15 protein-coding genes are annotated in these 16,981 nt (G+C 35.4%); 13 read left to right on the forward strand and 2 right to left on the reverse strand.

All coding sequences use genetic code 11. From position 1 onward, the window contains the following. Window positions 1–59 precede the first annotated feature (59 nt). The 6 genes from C8P65_RS02470 (at window position 60) to fmt (ending at window position 4,024) form a co-directional block, all read left to right on the forward strand. Complete coding sequence (locus tag C8P65_RS02470) at window positions 60–791, forward strand: MotA/TolQ/ExbB proton channel family protein (RefSeq protein ID WP_107781003.1); 732 nt, start codon at window positions 60–62, stop codon at window positions 789–791. Window positions 792–817: 26 nt separating this feature from the next. Continuing rightward, window positions 818–1,249 carry a hypothetical protein gene (locus C8P65_RS02475; RefSeq protein WP_107781005.1) on the forward strand — a complete coding sequence of 144 codons (432 nt, stop codon included), beginning with the start codon at window positions 818–820 and terminating at the stop codon, window positions 1,247–1,249. A gap of 6 nt (window positions 1,250–1,255) precedes the next feature. Beyond that, window positions 1,256–1,870: an ExbD/TolR family protein gene (locus C8P65_RS02480; protein WP_107781007.1), complete on the forward strand. Its 615-nt coding sequence runs from the start codon at window positions 1,256–1,258 to the stop codon at window positions 1,868–1,870. A gap of 11 nt (window positions 1,871–1,881) precedes the next feature. After that, window positions 1,882–2,361, forward strand: coding sequence for an ExbD/TolR family protein (locus tag C8P65_RS02485; protein ID WP_009388740.1), 480 nt, complete (start codon window positions 1,882–1,884; stop codon window positions 2,359–2,361). A 114-nt stretch (window positions 2,362–2,475) separates the two neighbouring features. Beyond that, window positions 2,476–2,973 carry an outer membrane beta-barrel protein gene (locus C8P65_RS02490; RefSeq protein ID WP_107781009.1) on the forward strand — a complete coding sequence of 166 codons (498 nt, stop codon included), beginning with the start codon at window positions 2,476–2,478 and terminating at the stop codon, window positions 2,971–2,973. Window positions 2,974–3,085: 112 nt separating this feature from the next. Continuing rightward, a complete protein-coding gene (fmt, locus tag C8P65_RS02495; RefSeq protein ID WP_107781011.1) occupies window positions 3,086–4,024 on the forward strand; it encodes a methionyl-tRNA formyltransferase in 939 nt (312 codons plus the stop codon). 38 nt (window positions 4,025–4,062) lie between these two features. Here the strand turns inward: fmt and C8P65_RS02500 are convergent, their stop codons facing one another. After that, the gene (locus tag C8P65_RS02500; protein ID WP_107781013.1) at window positions 4,063–5,538 is read right to left on the reverse strand and encodes an LptF/LptG family permease; all 1,476 of its coding nucleotides are present in this window, start codon (window positions 5,536–5,538) and stop codon (window positions 4,063–4,065) included. Window positions 5,539–5,553: 15 nt separating this feature from the next. Beyond that, a complete protein-coding gene (lolA1, locus tag C8P65_RS02505) occupies window positions 5,554–6,198 on the reverse strand; it encodes an outer membrane lipoprotein periplasmic chaperone LolA1 (RefSeq protein ID WP_034539538.1) in 645 nt (214 codons plus the stop codon). A 368-nt stretch (window positions 6,199–6,566) separates the two neighbouring features. Here lolA1 and C8P65_RS02510 point away from each other — a divergent pair, with 368 nt between their 5' ends. From C8P65_RS02510 to C8P65_RS02540, 7 genes are all read left to right on the forward strand, one after another. Further along, entirely contained in the window at window positions 6,567–7,241 is a 675-nt protein-coding gene (locus C8P65_RS02510) for a succinate dehydrogenase cytochrome b subunit (RefSeq protein ID WP_107781015.1), read from the forward strand. A gap of 4 nt (window positions 7,242–7,245) precedes the next feature. Next, a complete protein-coding gene (locus tag C8P65_RS02515) occupies window positions 7,246–9,276 on the forward strand; it encodes a fumarate reductase/succinate dehydrogenase flavoprotein subunit (protein WP_107781017.1) in 2,031 nt (676 codons plus the stop codon). A gap of 67 nt (window positions 9,277–9,343) precedes the next feature. After that, on the forward strand, window positions 9,344–9,736 hold the full coding sequence (locus C8P65_RS02520) for a four helix bundle protein (RefSeq protein WP_232748767.1): 393 nt from the start codon (window positions 9,344–9,346) through the stop codon (window positions 9,734–9,736). A gap of 63 nt (window positions 9,737–9,799) precedes the next feature. Beyond that, complete coding sequence (locus tag C8P65_RS02525; RefSeq protein WP_095913244.1) at window positions 9,800–10,543, forward strand: succinate dehydrogenase/fumarate reductase iron-sulfur subunit; 744 nt, start codon at window positions 9,800–9,802, stop codon at window positions 10,541–10,543. 110 nt (window positions 10,544–10,653) lie between these two features. Continuing rightward, window positions 10,654–11,814 carry a hypothetical protein gene (locus C8P65_RS02530; protein ID WP_107781019.1) on the forward strand — a complete coding sequence of 387 codons (1,161 nt, stop codon included), beginning with the start codon at window positions 10,654–10,656 and terminating at the stop codon, window positions 11,812–11,814. A gap of 82 nt (window positions 11,815–11,896) precedes the next feature. Then, the gene (locus tag C8P65_RS02535) at window positions 11,897–14,329 is read left to right on the forward strand and encodes a tetratricopeptide repeat protein (RefSeq protein ID WP_107781021.1); all 2,433 of its coding nucleotides are present in this window, start codon (window positions 11,897–11,899) and stop codon (window positions 14,327–14,329) included. A gap of 137 nt (window positions 14,330–14,466) precedes the next feature. Continuing rightward, entirely contained in the window at window positions 14,467–16,971 is a 2,505-nt protein-coding gene (locus C8P65_RS02540) for a UvrD-helicase domain-containing protein (protein ID WP_107781023.1), read from the forward strand. Window positions 16,972–16,981: the final 10 nt, after the last annotated feature.

Below are 16,981 nucleotides of genomic sequence, written 5' to 3' on the forward strand. Positions count from 1 at the left end.
ATAGAATACAAATTTATTAAACATTAAATTATTAACTAACAATTTAAAAAATCAAACAAATGAAAAAAATGTCATCTAAGCTACTTCTTGTAGCAATGTTAATTTTAAACGTGGCAATGGTTAGTGCTCAAGAAGTGGAAGAAGGAGTACAACAGTCTAAAGGCTTCCACCAAGTGTTTAAAGAGCGTTTCATCGAGGGGGGGCCTGCCTACATGGCGCCAATCCTTCTTTGCTTAATTATCGGTTTGGCAGTAGCTATCGAAAGGATTATCTACCTTAATATGGCAACTACCAATTCTAAGAAACTTATTGCCGATATAGAAAGTGCCTTAGACAGCAAAGGTATAGAAGCAGCTAAAGAAGTATGCCGCGATACTAAAGGGCCTGTTGCCTCTATTTTCTATCAAGGTCTTGACCGCTCATCAGAAGGTATTGATATGGTTGAAAAATCAGTAGTATCTTACGGAGGTGTACAAATGGGTCAGTTAGAAAAGAACGTATCTTGGATTTCTCTCTTTATCTCTATTGCTCCGATGTTAGGGTTTATGGGTACCGTAATTGGTATGATTGAGGCGTTCGACAAAATTAGTACTGCTGGTGGTCTTGATGCTTCTCTAATTGCTGGTGATATCAAAGTGGCCTTGCTTACTACTGTATTCGGTTTGATAGTAGCGATGATTCTACAAGTGTTCTACAACTACATTATCGCTAAAATTGATGCTATCGTAAACGATATGGAAGATGCTTCTATCTCATTGATAGACCTATTAGTAGCAAGAAAAATAAAATAATTCACCCATTTAAAGAACTTTGAAGTATGTATAAAATAGCTAAATATGCAGCAATTGGGTTAGGAGTCATTGGTGTAATTCTCTGGATAGCACTTTCACTTTCAGATAATTCAAATGATCCTAACAACGGCACTATGCAAGCATTATTTGTGCTTACCTATGTACTGTTAGCCATTGCCTTGGCAGCAGTAATTTTCTCGGCAGCGCAAAATATCTTAGCATCGCCTAAGGCACTTAAGAAAACGCTTATCTATACTGGAGCTTTCGTAGTAGTTCTCATCCTCGCTTACGTATTATCTTCAGGAGATGTAGAAGCTAACGCAAGCGAAGAGGTGAAAAAAGCGAGTGACTCAGTAAGAAAATGGACAAGCACAGGTTTAATCGCTTTGTATATATTAGTAGCAGGAGCTATTGCAGCTCTAGTAGCCTCTAATGTAAAAAAAGCACTAATGAGATAAAAAATTATGGCAAGACGTTCAATACCTGAGGTAAATGCAGGTTCAATGGCAGATATTGCCTTCCTGCTCTTGATTTTCTTCTTGGTAACAACTACCATTGAAAGCAACTCAGGAATCACTGTAAAATTACCTCCTAAACAACCAGTAGATGCACCAAAACCACCACCAGTAAAGGAGAAAAACGTATTGGTAGTGATAGTGAACAAGAATAACCAGTTGCTTATCAATAACCAAATTAAGGAGCTTAAGGACGTAAAAACCACAGCTCTTGAGTTTTTGGATAATAATGGCGACGGTACTTGTGCACACTGTAAGGGGAAAAGAGATCCACTATCATCAGATAATCCTGATAAAGCAGTTATCTCATTGCGCAATGACCGCGAAACATCGTATAAAACGTATATAGCGGTACAAAATGAGCTCATCAAGGCTTATAATGAGTTGAGAGAGCGTGAACGTTTGCGCTTGTTCCCTAACGAGGTGCCATACGAACAAATAGAAGAGGAATTTAACGCAGCTCGTACTTCTAAAGCGCGTAAAGAAGCGTTAGAACCTAAAATATTAAAATTGCAGGAGCTTTTCCCAAGGAAATTGCTTGAAACTGCACCTAAGAAACACTAAAATATAGAAGTATGTCAAAATTTACAAAAAAGAAAAGTGGTGAAGTACCCGCCGTATCTACAGCATCTTTACCTGACATCATCTTTATGCTTTTGTTTTTCTTTATGACAGTAACAGAATCAAAAGATAGTGATTTGATGGTACAGAATAAGCTGCCTGTAGCAGACCAAGTACAAAAGTTAGACAAAAAAGACCCAGTGGTATATATATATGCTGGTAAACCACTGCCTAAATATCAGTCTAAATTTGGTGCTAATGCAAAAATACAAGTAAATGATAAATTTATTGACGTATCTGAAGTAAGCCATTACATTCTTAACTATAGAGAAGGTTTGCGTGAAGGACTACGCGATGTGTTTATCACAGCTCTAAAAGTAGATGGTGATACTAATATGGGGCTTGTAAGTGATATACGTGAGAAATTGCAAGACATCAATGCCTTGAAACTCAATTATATCGTACACGAAGGTTCGCCTTTGAAACAAAAATAAAAGACTTAAGTTAAACGAAAAAAGAGATACATATCAAATATGTGTCTCTTTTTTTGGTTGTTATTTTTTTTAGTATTACCTTTGCCCAAATTAATAATATAATAAATATAAAAAATGAAGAAAATTTTACTTCTAGCAGGATTGCTTCTTACTGTAGCAACTGCTTCAGCACAAGCTACATTAGATAATGGTGCGTTGCAATTAAACGCTAAATTAGGTTTTTCAGGTTGGGGAGTACCTATAACGGTAGGAGCTGACTATGGTATCGCTGATGATATTACCGTAGGAGGTGAGCTTTCATTCCGTTCTTATAGTACTACTTATTTTAATCATTCTATTTTTGGTATCTTTGCTAATGGGAACTATCACTTCAACCGTTTATTTGAATTACCTTCTCAAGTAGGTGTATATGCAGGTTTGAGTTTAGGTTATTTTGTAGCTTCAAGTTCAAGTGACTATGTAGGGACGAGCTATTCTCAACCAGGTTGTAACTTACAAACAGGAGCACGATACTTTTTTAATAATAAATTCGGTGTGAATGCAGAAGTAGTTCTTGGTGCTATAGGCTTAACAGGAGGTGAGTTTAAAGCTGGTATTACCTATAAATTATAATGTATAATCACAAGTTACTATATAAGACTTTGCTAAGGTTTTACTTTAGCAAAGTTTTTTTATTGCTGATAGTAGGATATTTAGTATCTTTGCCAAAATAAGATTAATAATGATGAGAATTGTATTTATGGGAACGCCCGATTTTGCATTGGCATCCCTTAAAAGTTTAGTAGAAAATAACTATAATGTGGTAGGAGTAGTAACTGTAGCCGATAAGCCAGCAGGTCGCGGACAGAAATTGCACGCTTCTCCTGTAAAACAATATGCAGAAGGCAAAGGAATACCCGTGCTACAGCCTGTAAAACTGAAAGATGAAGAGTTCTTACATCAGTTGAGGGCACTTAAGCCTGACCTGCAAATAGTAGTAGCTTTTCGTATGCTGCCAGAAGTTGTATGGCGTTTGCCTAAGTATGGTACTTTTAATCTGCACGCTTCATTACTGCCTAATTATCGTGGGGCTGCTCCTATTAATTGGGCCATTATTAATGGTGAAAAGCAGACGGGTGTTACTACTTTCTTTATTGATGAAAAAATCGATACGGGGGCTATTATACAGCAGGCAGTTACTCCTATTGAAGCACACGAAACAGCAGGTAGCCTCCACGATAAGCTAATGGAGCAAGGTGCTGCCCTCGTACTCCAAACAGTAGATAGTATAGCTGCAGGTACTTACAGCATACAAGCTCAAAATAAAGAGGTAACCTACGCTGAAGCCCCTAAGATATATAAGGAGACTTGCTTAGTAAATTGGCAAGCTGAGGGTATCGCTATTGAACGGTTGATACGCGGTATGAGTCCGTATCCTACTGCGTGGGCAAATCTGCAGCAGCAAGGGGAAACTATTGCTATCAAAATATATGATGCACTATACAAACCTGCTGTTCATAATGAAGCTATAGGGAAAGTAATTGTAGAGAAAAAACAGCTACTTGTAGCTGTGAAAGACGGCTTTATTGAATTGCTTGAACTGCAATTGCCTGCTAAAAAAAGAATGAAGACAGCTGACCTACTTAACGGCTTCTCTTTTGACCAAGAGGCTAAAATGATATAAAATAATAGGAATAACTACAAAGTAAAAAAGACAGCTTTTTAGGCTGTCTTTTTGCTTTTTAGTTGTTTTATTTTGTCTTCTACAAACCGTAATATTTTATTGGTAAATGGGAAGTGGAATACCTCTTTGTCGGTAGTAACCCGAGTGGTTAGATATACCCCAAAAGGTAAAAGTATTAGGGCAGGTATCCAAGGGGCTAAAGCAGGATTGATAGTATTGTTTTCGGCTATATTCTTCATAAACATTCCTATAAAATAATAGGCTAAAAATACTATCATCGCTACAACTAAAGGTAAGCCAATACCCCCCTTGCGTATAAAAGCTCCTAATGGTGCCGCTACAAAGAAAAGTACAAAACAAGCTACCGTAAGGGCAAACTTATCACTGAGGTTTAGTATGTGTAGGTTCATCAGTTTGTAGCGGAACTCTAAATCGCTTTGACGGTACTCTACATTGTCGAGTTGTGTTTGATTATTGTTCATCGCCATTTCGAGAAGCATTAGCTTTTTGTCGTTAGGAAAAGCATTAAACAACTGCGAAATGGAAGTGACCTCTTGTGTTTTCGTCTTAGGTTTGGTAGTCTTTGCCTCTTCAGCAGATGATGGAGCTATATAAAAACCTGTACGGCGAAACATATTGTTGCCATAATCGGTGATGTTTTGTTTGAAATCAGTGCGGAGAGAGTCGATGGCATAGCCTAACTGACCTACATTCATCATTCTGTAGGTGGTAGCATCGGTCTTCTCGTTGAAATCTACATTATTGAGGTGCGAAAGGTCGAGGTTGATGACGTACTTCTGAAAATGTACCTTTGCAAAAGGTAATCGCTGTTGGGCTTCGTAGCTATTGGTCTTAATATCTTCATAATAAGTGCCGTCTTCTAAGATAAGTTGTAAGAAGTTGCTGTTAGTTTTAGCAGTCTTAAGTTCCCCCTTTTTGGCAAAAATAACCGTGCGATTCACTCTGTCAGGGGTCTTCTTGTGGATGAGGACATTATGTAGAAACTGATCGTTATCTCCGCTCTTCTTAGCTACTTTGATGCTTATATCTTCACCTATGTTAGAAAATACGCCTTCTGAAATAGCCATTGCTGGCTTCACCTTAGCTATATTAGACCTAAGCGTATATACTTCGCGATAAGCAACTGGAATCACATTGTTTGCTAAGAAAAAAGTGCCTATACTCAGCAGCGCCATTAGGACAATCAGTGGAAGCATCACACGCATTAGTGAGATGCCAGAGGCTTTCATCGCGGCAAACTCGTAGTTTTCGGCAAAAGCACCAAAGGTCATAATAGACGAGATAACCACCGCCAAAGGCATAATAATAGGTATAAGCTGCGGAATAAAGTAAATGAGGAATTTACCGATAATCCACAACTCTAATCCACGTCCTGCTAGTTCATCAATATAAGTGAAAATGGTGTGAAATACGAATATGAGAACTAGAATGGAGAGCGCCCCCAGAAAGTTAGTGAGAAACTGCGTGAGTATATAGCGGTCTAATATTTTCATTTGCGTGGGTAAACATTAGAGTTCAGAGATAGTATAGCCGTCTTTTTTGTATTTTTCGCGGTCGAATTTGAAAATATTGTCAGAAAGAGGCTGGTTAGTCTTGAAAGTATTGACTGTAATGGTGGTTCTTGTACCATTTTTGCCTATTTCGATAAGATTATAGATGTGTTTGGTCTGTATATCAATGCCAAGCAGTATTTGTTTCACCTCAGTATTTGCTTTTTGAGGCTTAAGTTCTACATATTGTATTTTTCGACCGCGTACGTTTTGCTGTATATCCCATTTGTACTTATAGCCTTTTTTGTAGAAGGTAAGCATTTTAGAGGGGGTAATGGCACTGTCGTCAGTAGCGTTTTTTTCGATAGTAACTTCTTCGTTTTCAGGAACTACGGTGTAAGTTTTGTTTCCATCATACATTTTAGTAGCCCCGAGATAATTCAGTACGTACTTATCTTTGGCAATAGTGACATTCCCTTTGGTTTCCTGATTGATGTTTTCGACTAAATTATCGAGATTGTACTTAAAATCAATGTAGATGTTATTATAAGCAGACATTTTGGCATATACTTCATCGAGGAGTTTTTTAGCCTTATCTACTTGATTTTGAGCTTGTAATCCGCCTGTAATAAGGGCGATTAGTATTAATAAAATTCTTTTCATTTTCTGTAGTGTTTTTAATGATTTTGTTGTTACCTTTTTGATAGTTAGCAATTTCCGTTCCAAAATTGGGGCAAAAGTAATGTTTTTTTGGAGATTGTGCAAGTTTTGAAGGGTTATTGTTCGCTCATCGTTCGCTTATCCTTCGCTCATCATATACTCATAGTATACACATTGTTCGGAGAGAGAGGAAGAAGAGAAAAGTCTTAAATTTTTCTTAATGCCTAACATTCAACTGTTAATACAATCTTCTTTTTTAAACAGAGTATAAATTACATAAGAAGTAGCTTTTTTTGTTGCATATAATTGTAAATAGCTGTACTTTTGTAGCGAATTTTTAACGTAATATATTATTAAAAACTATAAAACGAATGGCAGGATTATTTAAAACATCTGTGGCACGAAAGGTGGCGATGGCGCTCTCGGCACTCTTTCTCATTCTCTTTCTAATCATACACTTGGCGGTAAACCTTACCTCAGTGATTAGTGAGAGTACTTTCAACGAGCTATCCCACTTTATGGGTACCAATCCGCTGATACAATTTGCTATGCAGCCGGTACTACTCGCTGGGGTTATTTTCCACTTTGTGATGGGATTTGTGCTCGAAATACAAAACAAAAGGGCTCGCGGTAGCGAAAAGTATTACGCCTACAACGGGGGAGCTAACTCTTCTTGGATGTCGCGCAATATGATTATTACCGGAGTGATGATTCTTCTGTTTTTAGGTCTTCACTTATGGGATTTTTGGGTAGGTGAAATGAACTACAAATACATACAGTTCAACGAGCCCAACCCTACACGTTACTATCACGAGTTAATAGAGAAATTTCACGACCCTTTACGTGTGGGGATGTATGTGCTTTGCTTTGTATTTTTGTGCTTACACTTGCTACACGGCTTTCAGTCAGCTTTTCAATCAATGGGTTGGAAGGACGATGCGCGCAAAAAACTGATTAGCCAAGTAGGTAATTGGTATTCTTACATTATCTGTGGGGGCTTTATTTTTATAGCTCTCTTCCATTACATTAAATTTTTAACAGCTTAATTTTATGAGTACATTAGATTCTAAAATTCCTGAAGGTCCTATAGCGGACAAATGGACGAAATATAAAGACCATATCAACCTAGTGAACCCCGCTAATAAGCGTAATATAGATGTGATAGTGGTAGGTACTGGTTTGGCTGGAGGTTCGGCAGCTGCTACCCTCGCAGAATTGGGTTATAACGTAAAGGCTTTTGCTTATCAAGATTCTCCACGCCGTGCGCACTCTATCGCTGCTCAGGGGGGTATCAACGCCGCTAAAAACTATATGGGTGATGGTGACTCGAACTACCGTTTGTTTTACGATACAGTAAAAGGTGGTGACTACCGCGCTCGTGAGGCTAACGTGTATCGCCTTGCTGAAGTATCTGGCAACATCATTGACCAGTGTGTGGCTCAAGGGGTGCCTTTTGCACGTGACTACGGCGGGCTACTTGATAACCGCTCTTTTGGTGGGGTGTTGGTATCGCGTACTTTCTACGCTAAAGGTCAGACAGGACAACAGCTTTTGCTTGGTTGCTACTCGGCTATGAACCGCCAAATTGCTCGTGGTAAGATTGATATGTACAACCGCCACGAAATGCTAGATGTGGTAATCGTAGATGGTAAAGCGCGTGGTATCATCGCTCGTAACTTGGTAACAGGTGAGATTGAGCGTCACTCAGCTCACGCAGTGGTTATCGCCTCTGGTGGTTATGGTAACGTGTACTTCCTTTCGACCAATGCAATGGGTTCTAACGCAACTGCTGCTTGGAAAATACACAAGAAAGGGGCTTACTTTGCAAACCCTTGCTTTACTCAAATTCACCCTACTTGTATTCCTCGTTCAGGTGACTATCAGTCTAAATTGACCTTGATGTCGGAGTCACTACGTAATGACGGACGTATTTGGGTGCCTAAGAAAATGGAAGATGCAGTAGCGATACGCGAAAAACGCAAGAAACCTACTGATATACCTGAAGAAGACCGCGACTACTACTTAGAGCGTCGTTATCCTGCGTTTGGTAACCTTGTGCCTCGTGACGTGGCTTCGCGTGCCGCTAAAGAGCGTTGTGATGCTGGTTATGGAGTAAATGAAACAGGTGAGGCAGTATACCTTGACTTTGCTTCGGCTATTGAGCGTTATGGTAAAGAACAATGTAAGATTCACGGTGTTGAAAATCCTACTAAAGAGGAAATTATCAAACGCGGTGAGAAGATAGTAGAGGCTAAGTATGGTAACCTTTTCCAAATGTACGAAAAAATCGTAGCTGAAAACCCATATAAAACGCCAATGATGATTTATCCTGCAACCCACTATACTATGGGGGGTATTTGGGTAGATTACAACTTGATGACTACTATCCCTGGTTGCTATGCTATCGGTGAGGCTAACTTCTCAGACCACGGAGCTAACCGCTTAGGGGCTTCTGCTTTGATGCAAGGTTTGGCTGATGGTTACTTTGTGTTACCTTATACTATTGGTGACTACTTAGCTGCTGATATTCGTACTGGTAAAATACCTACTGATACCCCTGAGTTTGACGAAGCTGAGCGCATCGTAAAAGAGCGTTTGGCTTACTTCATCAACAATAAAGGTACGCACTCTGTTGACTACTTCCACAAAAAACTTGGTAAGGTGATGTGGGATAAAGTAGGTATGGCGCGTAATGCTGAGGGCTTGAAAGAGGCTATTAAAGAAATACGCGAAATACGTGAAGATTTTTGGAAGAACGTGAAAGTACCTGGAGAACTAACCGGTATGAACGTAGAGCTTGAAAAAGCGGGTCGTGTGGCTGACTTCCTTGAACTTGGTGAGTTATTTGCTAAAGACGCTTTAGAGCGTAACGAATCATGTGGTGGTCACTTCCGTGAAGAGTATCAAACTCCTGATGGGGAAGCTCTTCGTGATGACGTAAACTATGCTTACGTAGCTGCTTGGCAGTATACCGGAAACCCTAAAGAGGTAGTGAATACTTACAACCCAAGTGAGGAGATAATGCATAAAGAACCTCTTGTATTTAAAGATATTGAACTAAAACAACGAAGCTACAAGTAGTCGTTAGTTATTAGTCGTTAGTCGTTAGAAAGTGACGGAAGCTGGAGGATTTAGATGAAGTAGAGATATGGAGTATTTAGATAAAATAAAATCATTTGAGGATTTGGTTGTATGGAAGAAATCAATGGTTTTAACTAAAGAAGTCTATTTACTAACGCGCACTTTTCCTGATGATGAGCGATTTTCACTAACAAATCAAATAAGACGGGCTGTTATTTCAATACCTTCGAATATAGCAGAGGGTTTTGGGAGACATTCTGATAAGGACTACTTACATTTCTTATATATTTCGAGAGGTTCGCTGTACGAATTGAAAACACAATTGTATATAGCAAGAGCATTGAGTTATTTGCCTACAAAAAAGAATAAAGTAGATGAATTACTTCTTGAGGTTGGGAAACTACTCAATGGAACTATTCGGAAGATTAAGGATGGCTTAGACTATAATTTATGTGATTAGCTTTGCAATAGTTGTTGCTTGTGCTGACAACGACTAATCACTAAAGACTAAAACTATACAACAATGAATTTAACACTAAAAGTTTGGCGACAAAAAAACTCGCAAGAGAAAGGTCGTATGGTAGATTATAAAGTAACCAACATTTCAGACCATATGTCTTTTTTGGAAATGTTGGATGTACTCAATGAGCAACTCATCGAACAAGGTGAAGAACCTGTGGCTTTTGACCACGATTGCCGCGAAGGTATTTGTGGTATGTGCTCTCTCTTCATCAACGGTGAAGCCCACGGACCTGACCGTGGGGTAACTACTTGTCAGTTGCATATGCGTATGTTTAAAGATGGTGATACTATCACTATCGAACCTTGGCGCGCTACTGCTTTCCCTGTTATTAAAGACTTGATGGTAGATAGAACTGCTTTTGAACGTATTCAACAAGCAGGGGGATATATCTCTGTAAATACTTCGGGTAATACACAAGATGCTAACGCTATTCCAATCCCTAAACGCGATGCTGACCGCTCTATGGACGCTGCAGCTTGTATAGGTTGTGGTGCTTGTGTGGCTACTTGTAAAAACTCTTCGGCTATGCTGTTTGTGGCTGCTAAAGTATCGCAATTTGCTCTTCTTCCTCAAGGTCGTGTAGAGGCTACTGAACGCGTACTAAATATGGTGAACCAAATGGAACACGAAGGTTTTGGTAACTGTACCAACACAGGTGCCTGCGAAGTAGAATGCCCTAAAGGTATTTCACTTGAAAATATCGCACGCCTCAACCGTGAGTACTTAAAAGCAAGCATTAGATAATTTGTCGATTTGACAATTTGCCGATTTGGCAATGTAGTAATAAAAAAACTGCCTCAGAATAGTTGGGGCAGTTTTTTGTTGTATATTTGTGCCCTAAACTTATAAAACCAATGGAAACAACCGATAAAACTCTCTCCGATTTTTTAGACAAAAGATATCAGGTTTATGAAGCTAAAACTACTGGTATTTTTAGTTCCTTAGCTAAGAAATACGCTCAGTTTCTTTTTCCTTATGACGGAAATTATGTACTGTATTTTGCTTCAAAAAATGCAGATCTTCTTTTTTCTGATGTAGTTCCTTTTCAAGGACAGCATCAACACTATCAATTACAACTACTCTATCCTCAAAGGTCTATTACTGACCAACTTAGTAACACTTTAGGATATTATTTCCCTCAATTCAATGGTAAAAAATGGCCAATAGAAGCATTTTATAACTGGATTCACTCTCTTTTTTCTGATAAAATAACAGCAGGATTTGTGGTTTTTGGAGATTATATGCCTGAATATGTAGTGAGTTATGATATAGAGAGTATACTTATACATACTATCAATACAATTTATGTCCCAGAAGATTCAATAGATACAGATGATTTTAATGATTTTGGCGTCGCTCAAGTGGTGGAGGCAATCGATAAGTATTTTGAGTATGAAAAAAATAGAGAAATTTTCGAGGCTTGTAGTCGTCGTAATGTTTGTCCTGCACATATTTTTCACGAAGATCTAAAGGAACAACTACAAAACTTTGACCCCTCTACGCAAGAGCGTATACAAATCATCATTGACAACTTGGAACAACTCAGAGCTACAGGACAACTCTTCTTGGCGTTACCTTTATTAGATAAGTTCCTTAGAGAGCAAGCTATTCGTGATACTAAAGTGTTAAGTCGTTTGGAAATTACAGGTGATTATCGAATTCTATTGTCTCAATTTAATATGGAGATACAACTGAGCCATCTTACCAAAGCCTTTTACGCCTTGTTTTATCGACATCCTTTAGGTATTCCTCTTAGTGAGTTGTCTAAATATCGAGAAGAACTCAGGCAACTTTACTTGGCTATTTCAAACCAAAACGACTATAACAAGATGGTGAAAAGCATAGACGATTTGCTCAACTCTCCTGCCAATATTGCTACCCATATCTCTCGTATCAAAGCCTGTTTTTGTGAACAACTTTATCCTGAAATTGCCTTACATTACTGTATAGTGTCTGACCCTGAAAACAAGGAGATAAGATATATTCCTTGGTGTAGGAAGAACATACTGCCATAGTCTTTTTAGAGTTGCAATATTGCAACTCTCTGTAAGTCTTATTATTTTGCATTATCTTTGTCCAATAAAAATTTTATCAATTATGAAAGAAAATAACTCTGTAGAACAATACAAAAACGCCCTTTTCTATTTAGAACAAGGTGATACGCAAAATATATATAAAGCTATAGAACTCCTTACCCTTGCAGCCGAAAAAGGTAATGCAGAAGCTCAATGCCGTTTAGGAGTACTATATGCTGAAGGAGAATTTGTAGCAGAGGATTTGAAAAAAGCTCTCTATTGGTTAAAAGAAGCTGCAGAACAAGGTTATACAAAGGTAGAAGATAAGTTGTCTACTTATCTCATCGAGCTTATTAGAAGAGATCATCGTAGCAGGATTATTGGAAGAGATTATCGTAAAAGGTTTACTATATCAGATGAAAAACCTTTTTTGGATGAAAACGAAATACTTTCTTGGTTAGAAAAAACTACTTTAACTAATAATCCGAAAATTCAATATAGCATAGGAAAATTATACTTTTTAAAATTTGATTTTGAAGAAGAAGAAGAGTGGTTAACTAAAAGTGCCGAGCAAGATTATGAAGAAGCAATCATAGAATTGATAGGAATCTATAATGATAAATATGAAAAATATAATTGTAATCTCGAAAATCTTTGTTACTGGGTCAGAAAAGCACTTTCATTAGGTATTGATTTAAAAAGAAAACATATCGCTCCTAATAAGACAGCTGTTTTTCTACTTGAAAAAGAAATAGATCCTGATTCTTTTTTCGATAGCAGTATTGATTATACAGCTATAAAAACTATTAGGGATAACAGTCCTTTAACTATAAACTTTATAAAACAATGGCTTTCAGATAATGGGGGTTATTATTACGATGAAGAAGATTTTGCTATTGATACTCTTATGACATTTATTACAGATGCTTATTATGACGAATCAGTTGATTCTACAAGCTTAACCGACACAAAAAAAGTACAGCAAATTTATTATACTTTTTATCAGTCTAATGATGATGAAGAAGAACAAAAATCTACTATTAATAATCTTTCGAAACTCTTTAAAAAATGTATCTATCATAAAACAATTTTTCAGCAATTATCAATCGATTTTGACCATTTAAAGGGTATAGAGGAAGTTCAACAATGGTGTGTTACGACTCAACAACGCTACCCAGACATTTTTAAAGTGATGAAAACACTTCAAACTCAAAAAATGCTTCATACCTCTACCCCTTATTATGAACTTGACTTATCTCCTCTTGAAAGTCTAAAAATATATTTTGACAATGAAGATTTTAAAGATTTTTTTGAGTTCTATAATAAAATTTCTACTTTCTTTTGTGAGCCATCTTTTTTCCAAATTACAAAGGAAATAGAACTACCTAAACCTGTTTTGTTACTGCCAAATGAAGCGTTAAAACAATATCAGTTAGCACTCACCTATCTTAAGAAAGGAGTAAAGCAAAATATAGATAAGGCTATTAAATTGCTTATTAATGCCGCAGAAAATAGGAGTATAAAAGCACAAAGAGAGTTAGGAAAATTATATACAGATGGACAATATATGCCTCAGAATAGAGAAAAAGCTATCTATTGGTTAGAAAAGGCTGCAAAAAGAGGAGATAAAAAAGCATTAGATTTTTTAATTAATATTGATTTTATTGATAAAAAAATCATATCCTATCTTGAAAAAGAAGCCCAATCAGGTAATGTAGAGGCTATGTTATTTTTAGGTGAGAAATTTTACAATGAAAGCATCTATCCCGAAGGACTCTATTGGCTTATACAAGCTGCTAACCTCGAAAATCATAGAGCTATAGTCCTTTTGTTAGTAGATGCTTATAATGCACAAGGTAGAAGATATTCCCTTTATCCTTGCCAAACTGCTAATGAAGGGAGAGAATTCTATTGGCTTAAAAGAGCACTTTTCTTAGGTATAGATTTAAAGGAGTATAGCCGTTTTATTAGCCTTAAAAATAAAATCCTTTTGAAAAGACAAAAAGCTATTGGGGCTGATAAGATTTATGAATTAAAAGATGAGAAAGCAATTTCAGAACTCATAAAAAGATCGTTTTCAGATAGATGTTTCTTACAGCAATGGCTTAGGGAATATAGTTATGATAATACATACCTCTATGATGGAATGTTTATTGAGATCTATGACACCTTAAAGTTTTTTATGTCTTATCACCTTACTATATATCAAGAACTCTTAAAAGAGTTTGAGATTATCAAAAATGATAAAACATCGTTACAAAAGTATTTTGAAAGAATAGAGAAACATTATAAGGATATTTTTGCCATAGGAAATAAAATGCTCTCACTCAATATGCTATTTGTACCTTATCCCTGTTACAAAATACCTCTATCAGGTGACGAAAGCATCAACATTTATTTTGAAGCTGAAGATTTTAAAGACCTTTTTGAATTCTATAACAAAGTATTTTACCATTACAATACTTATGTTTATGAGTTGCAAAATTGCAACTCTGAAGATGGAATTCCTTTTTAGTTTACCTTTGGGGCATCAAAAGAAACGAAGAAAAATAGTTTTAGCAGATAATTCTAAATTTTCAAGTATTATGTTTTTATAAGTTTAAAAAAATAGTAATTTTGCAGAGTTATAATCTCATTTAAAAATATAACAATATGGCTATAGAAATTATTCCTATTAATGGTAGATGTCCCTATTTTGATTATAATGTTTTTGAACAAAGTGTATACAAGACTTTGAAAGATCTAGATAACACTTGTAAAAACATCAAAATATTCCTTTTAAATAACTTTCCTGTGCTAATATCAAATCTTATAAATATAGATTTATTGCTTATTATTGTTGTAGAAAAGACTCAAGGGAATTATTATATAGTGAGGAAAGATAAGAACTATACAAAGTATTTGTATAACCAAATTATTCCTATCAAGTTTATAACAGATTATCAGTACAATCAAATTTATATAAGAGATAAAAAAGGTGAGATCATATACACCGAAAATGCTGAACTTGATTTTTCAACTGAAATTAATGCCTTAAAAAATGGGTTATCAACCTATTTAAAAGAGAAAGTAGAGCTTGAAAAGCTAGAGCACTTATACATAAATCCTTTAATCTTTATAAAAAACCAATCGACAAGGCATGTTACCAATAACTATTTAGTGGCTAACTATTTTACTTTTGAAAATTTGAACTATTATTTTTGGAAAAATGAAGAAGAAAAATATTTTAATTCTTACTCTAAGTGGAAAGAAGAAGGGGTGTTTGGTCTGGTAGTTGATAATGATATTAAAAAAATTATAACTCAAGCAGCAAAAGATAGTAAATATGGCTATTTGACCAAAAAGAAAATAGACCTTCTAACAGATCAAATCTATAACATAAGAACACTTAGAGAAGAAATTGAAGTAAAAAAACTTATTAGTATAGAAGGAAAAGCAGGCACAGGGAAAACTAATCGTTTGATTTCTATAGCACAATATTGCTTAAAGCAAAATAAGAATGTACTTTTTCTTACTTACAACAAACTTTTGGTTTATGATATTTCTTTATTGTTACAAAATAATAAAAGAGAAAATACACAGAAAAATATTGTAGTGACTACATTTCATAGTTTTTTCTTTAATATTTGTAGAAAAATAGGGGTTATAAAATTAATAGGTCAGAAAAGATATGAAGAAATAGTAGAGGTATTGAAGATCAGTATGGCCAAAGTATATGAGGTATTGAAAAACAATTTAAATCATATTGAAAATTTATTGACTATTAATAGAGTATACCAGAAAGAAGGTGATATATTGAAGACCTTTTTTCAAAATCATAAAGAATTAAATGAAACAGAGACTTCGTATGCTATTGAATATACTAATTTTAATCATAGTAATATACAGGAAATTTTAAAGGAAGAAAATATAGAAAACTTTATACAGAAGAAAAAAGAAGCAGTTAAAGATCTATATTTTTCAGAAAACAAAGATTCTATTCTTTTCTTTAAAGATTACGAAGAAGTTCTTCGGGTTTTATTCAAAGTTTTTTTAAATCCTCAAGAGTTTTATGACAAATATAAAGTAGGTAATAGCTATGAGTTATTAAATGATTCTTTAGCAATTGAAAGTAAAAGAAAATTTCTTGTAGAAAATGGAAAAATTCCTTTTAATAGTTATAAATGTTTAATAGACGAAAAAAAATCTTTTTTTTGTAAATATGATGTGATATGTATTGATGAGGCGCAAGATTGTGAAAACATTGAAAAAGAACTATTGTTTTATCTTTTTAAAGGAAAGGCAATAGCAATAGCTAATGGTGGACAAGAACAACTTGTGCGTTATGGAAAACTTTGTAATTGGAAAAGTCCAGAAATAATAACTACTCATACATTAAAAAAGAAATCCTTAAGAACTAAAGCTGCAGTTATTGACTTTTGTAATTTTATAGCTAAAAAAGGAGGTATTAAGGATTTTAATTTAGAACCTCTGGATTCTGAAGATCAGGGGCAAATAATATTTGATTTTAGAACTCCTAATAATGATATAGCCGAACTTTTTCTCACTCTTCAAAAGAAAGGAGAACTAAATCATAATAGTACATATGAGAGCATACTAACTCTAATTATGCCTGAAGGTGAAAAAGATTTTTCCCTTCATCAATATGGGAGTGTAATAAAGATAAATGAAAATAATTATATTGAAGAGAATAATATTTCTGAAAAAAAAGCAGATTGGTATTTGCTTCCTATTCTAGAAGATAAAGGTATACATTGTTATAGTGCCACTCGTGACAAAAGTAACCCAATTTTTTCTTTTGAGGATATGCGTATAATGCATTACGAGTCGTGTAGAGGTTTAGAAGCTTGGTCAGTATGCTGTTTTTCTCTTAATGATTTCTTTTATGGTAAATATGGGGATGAAAAAGCGGAAAGATATTTGTTAAATGAAAAAAGAAATGATTTAACTAATGAGATGCGAAAAATAATGTATGCTACTACTTGGGTATTGATGGCTCTTACAAGAGCTATGGATACACTTTATATACAACTTAACAAACCTAATGATATGTTCTTAAAACAAAAATACTATCCAGGAGATCCTATTTTTGAAAGTTGGGTAGAAGAATATATTAGCATTAATCAGGGAAATAACAATATCAAAGTAATTAGATGATTAAGTAATT

The sequence above is a fragment of the Capnocytophaga leadbetteri genome (assembly GCF_003054025.1).
In the GTDB taxonomy this organism is placed as follows: Bacteria; Bacteroidota; Bacteroidia; order Flavobacteriales; family Flavobacteriaceae; genus Capnocytophaga; species Capnocytophaga leadbetteri.

Bases quoted from the DNA above. Each gene is read 5' to 3' on its own strand.
- C8P65_RS02470 (WP_107781003.1), top strand. From the start codon at position 60: ATGAAAAAAATGTCATCTAAGCTACTTCTTGTAGCAATGTTAATTTTA.
- C8P65_RS02475 (WP_107781005.1), top strand. From the start codon at position 818: ATGTATAAAATAGCTAAATATGCAGCAATTGGGTTAGGAGTCATTGGT.
- C8P65_RS02480 (WP_107781007.1), top strand. From the start codon at position 1,256: ATGGCAAGACGTTCAATACCTGAGGTAAATGCAGGTTCAATGGCAGAT.
- C8P65_RS02485 (WP_009388740.1), top strand. From the start codon at position 1,882: ATGTCAAAATTTACAAAAAAGAAAAGTGGTGAAGTACCCGCCGTATCT.
- C8P65_RS02490 (WP_107781009.1), top strand. From the start codon at position 2,476: ATGAAGAAAATTTTACTTCTAGCAGGATTGCTTCTTACTGTAGCAACT.
- fmt (WP_107781011.1), top strand. From the start codon at position 3,086: ATGAGAATTGTATTTATGGGAACGCCCGATTTTGCATTGGCATCCCTT.
- C8P65_RS02500 (WP_107781013.1), bottom strand. From the start codon at position 5,538: ATGAAAATATTAGACCGCTATATACTCACGCAGTTTCTCACTAACTTT.
- lolA1 (WP_034539538.1), bottom strand. From the start codon at position 6,198: ATGAAAAGAATTTTATTAATACTAATCGCCCTTATTACAGGCGGATTA.
- C8P65_RS02510 (WP_107781015.1), top strand. From the start codon at position 6,567: ATGGCAGGATTATTTAAAACATCTGTGGCACGAAAGGTGGCGATGGCG.
- C8P65_RS02515 (WP_107781017.1), top strand. From the start codon at position 7,246: ATGAGTACATTAGATTCTAAAATTCCTGAAGGTCCTATAGCGGACAAA.
- C8P65_RS02520 (WP_232748767.1), top strand. From the start codon at position 9,344: ATGGAGTATTTAGATAAAATAAAATCATTTGAGGATTTGGTTGTATGG.
- C8P65_RS02525 (WP_095913244.1), top strand. From the start codon at position 9,800: ATGAATTTAACACTAAAAGTTTGGCGACAAAAAAACTCGCAAGAGAAA.
- C8P65_RS02530 (WP_107781019.1), top strand. From the start codon at position 10,654: ATGGAAACAACCGATAAAACTCTCTCCGATTTTTTAGACAAAAGATAT.
- C8P65_RS02535 (WP_107781021.1), top strand. From the start codon at position 11,897: ATGAAAGAAAATAACTCTGTAGAACAATACAAAAACGCCCTTTTCTAT.
- C8P65_RS02540 (WP_107781023.1), top strand. From the start codon at position 14,467: ATGGCTATAGAAATTATTCCTATTAATGGTAGATGTCCCTATTTTGAT.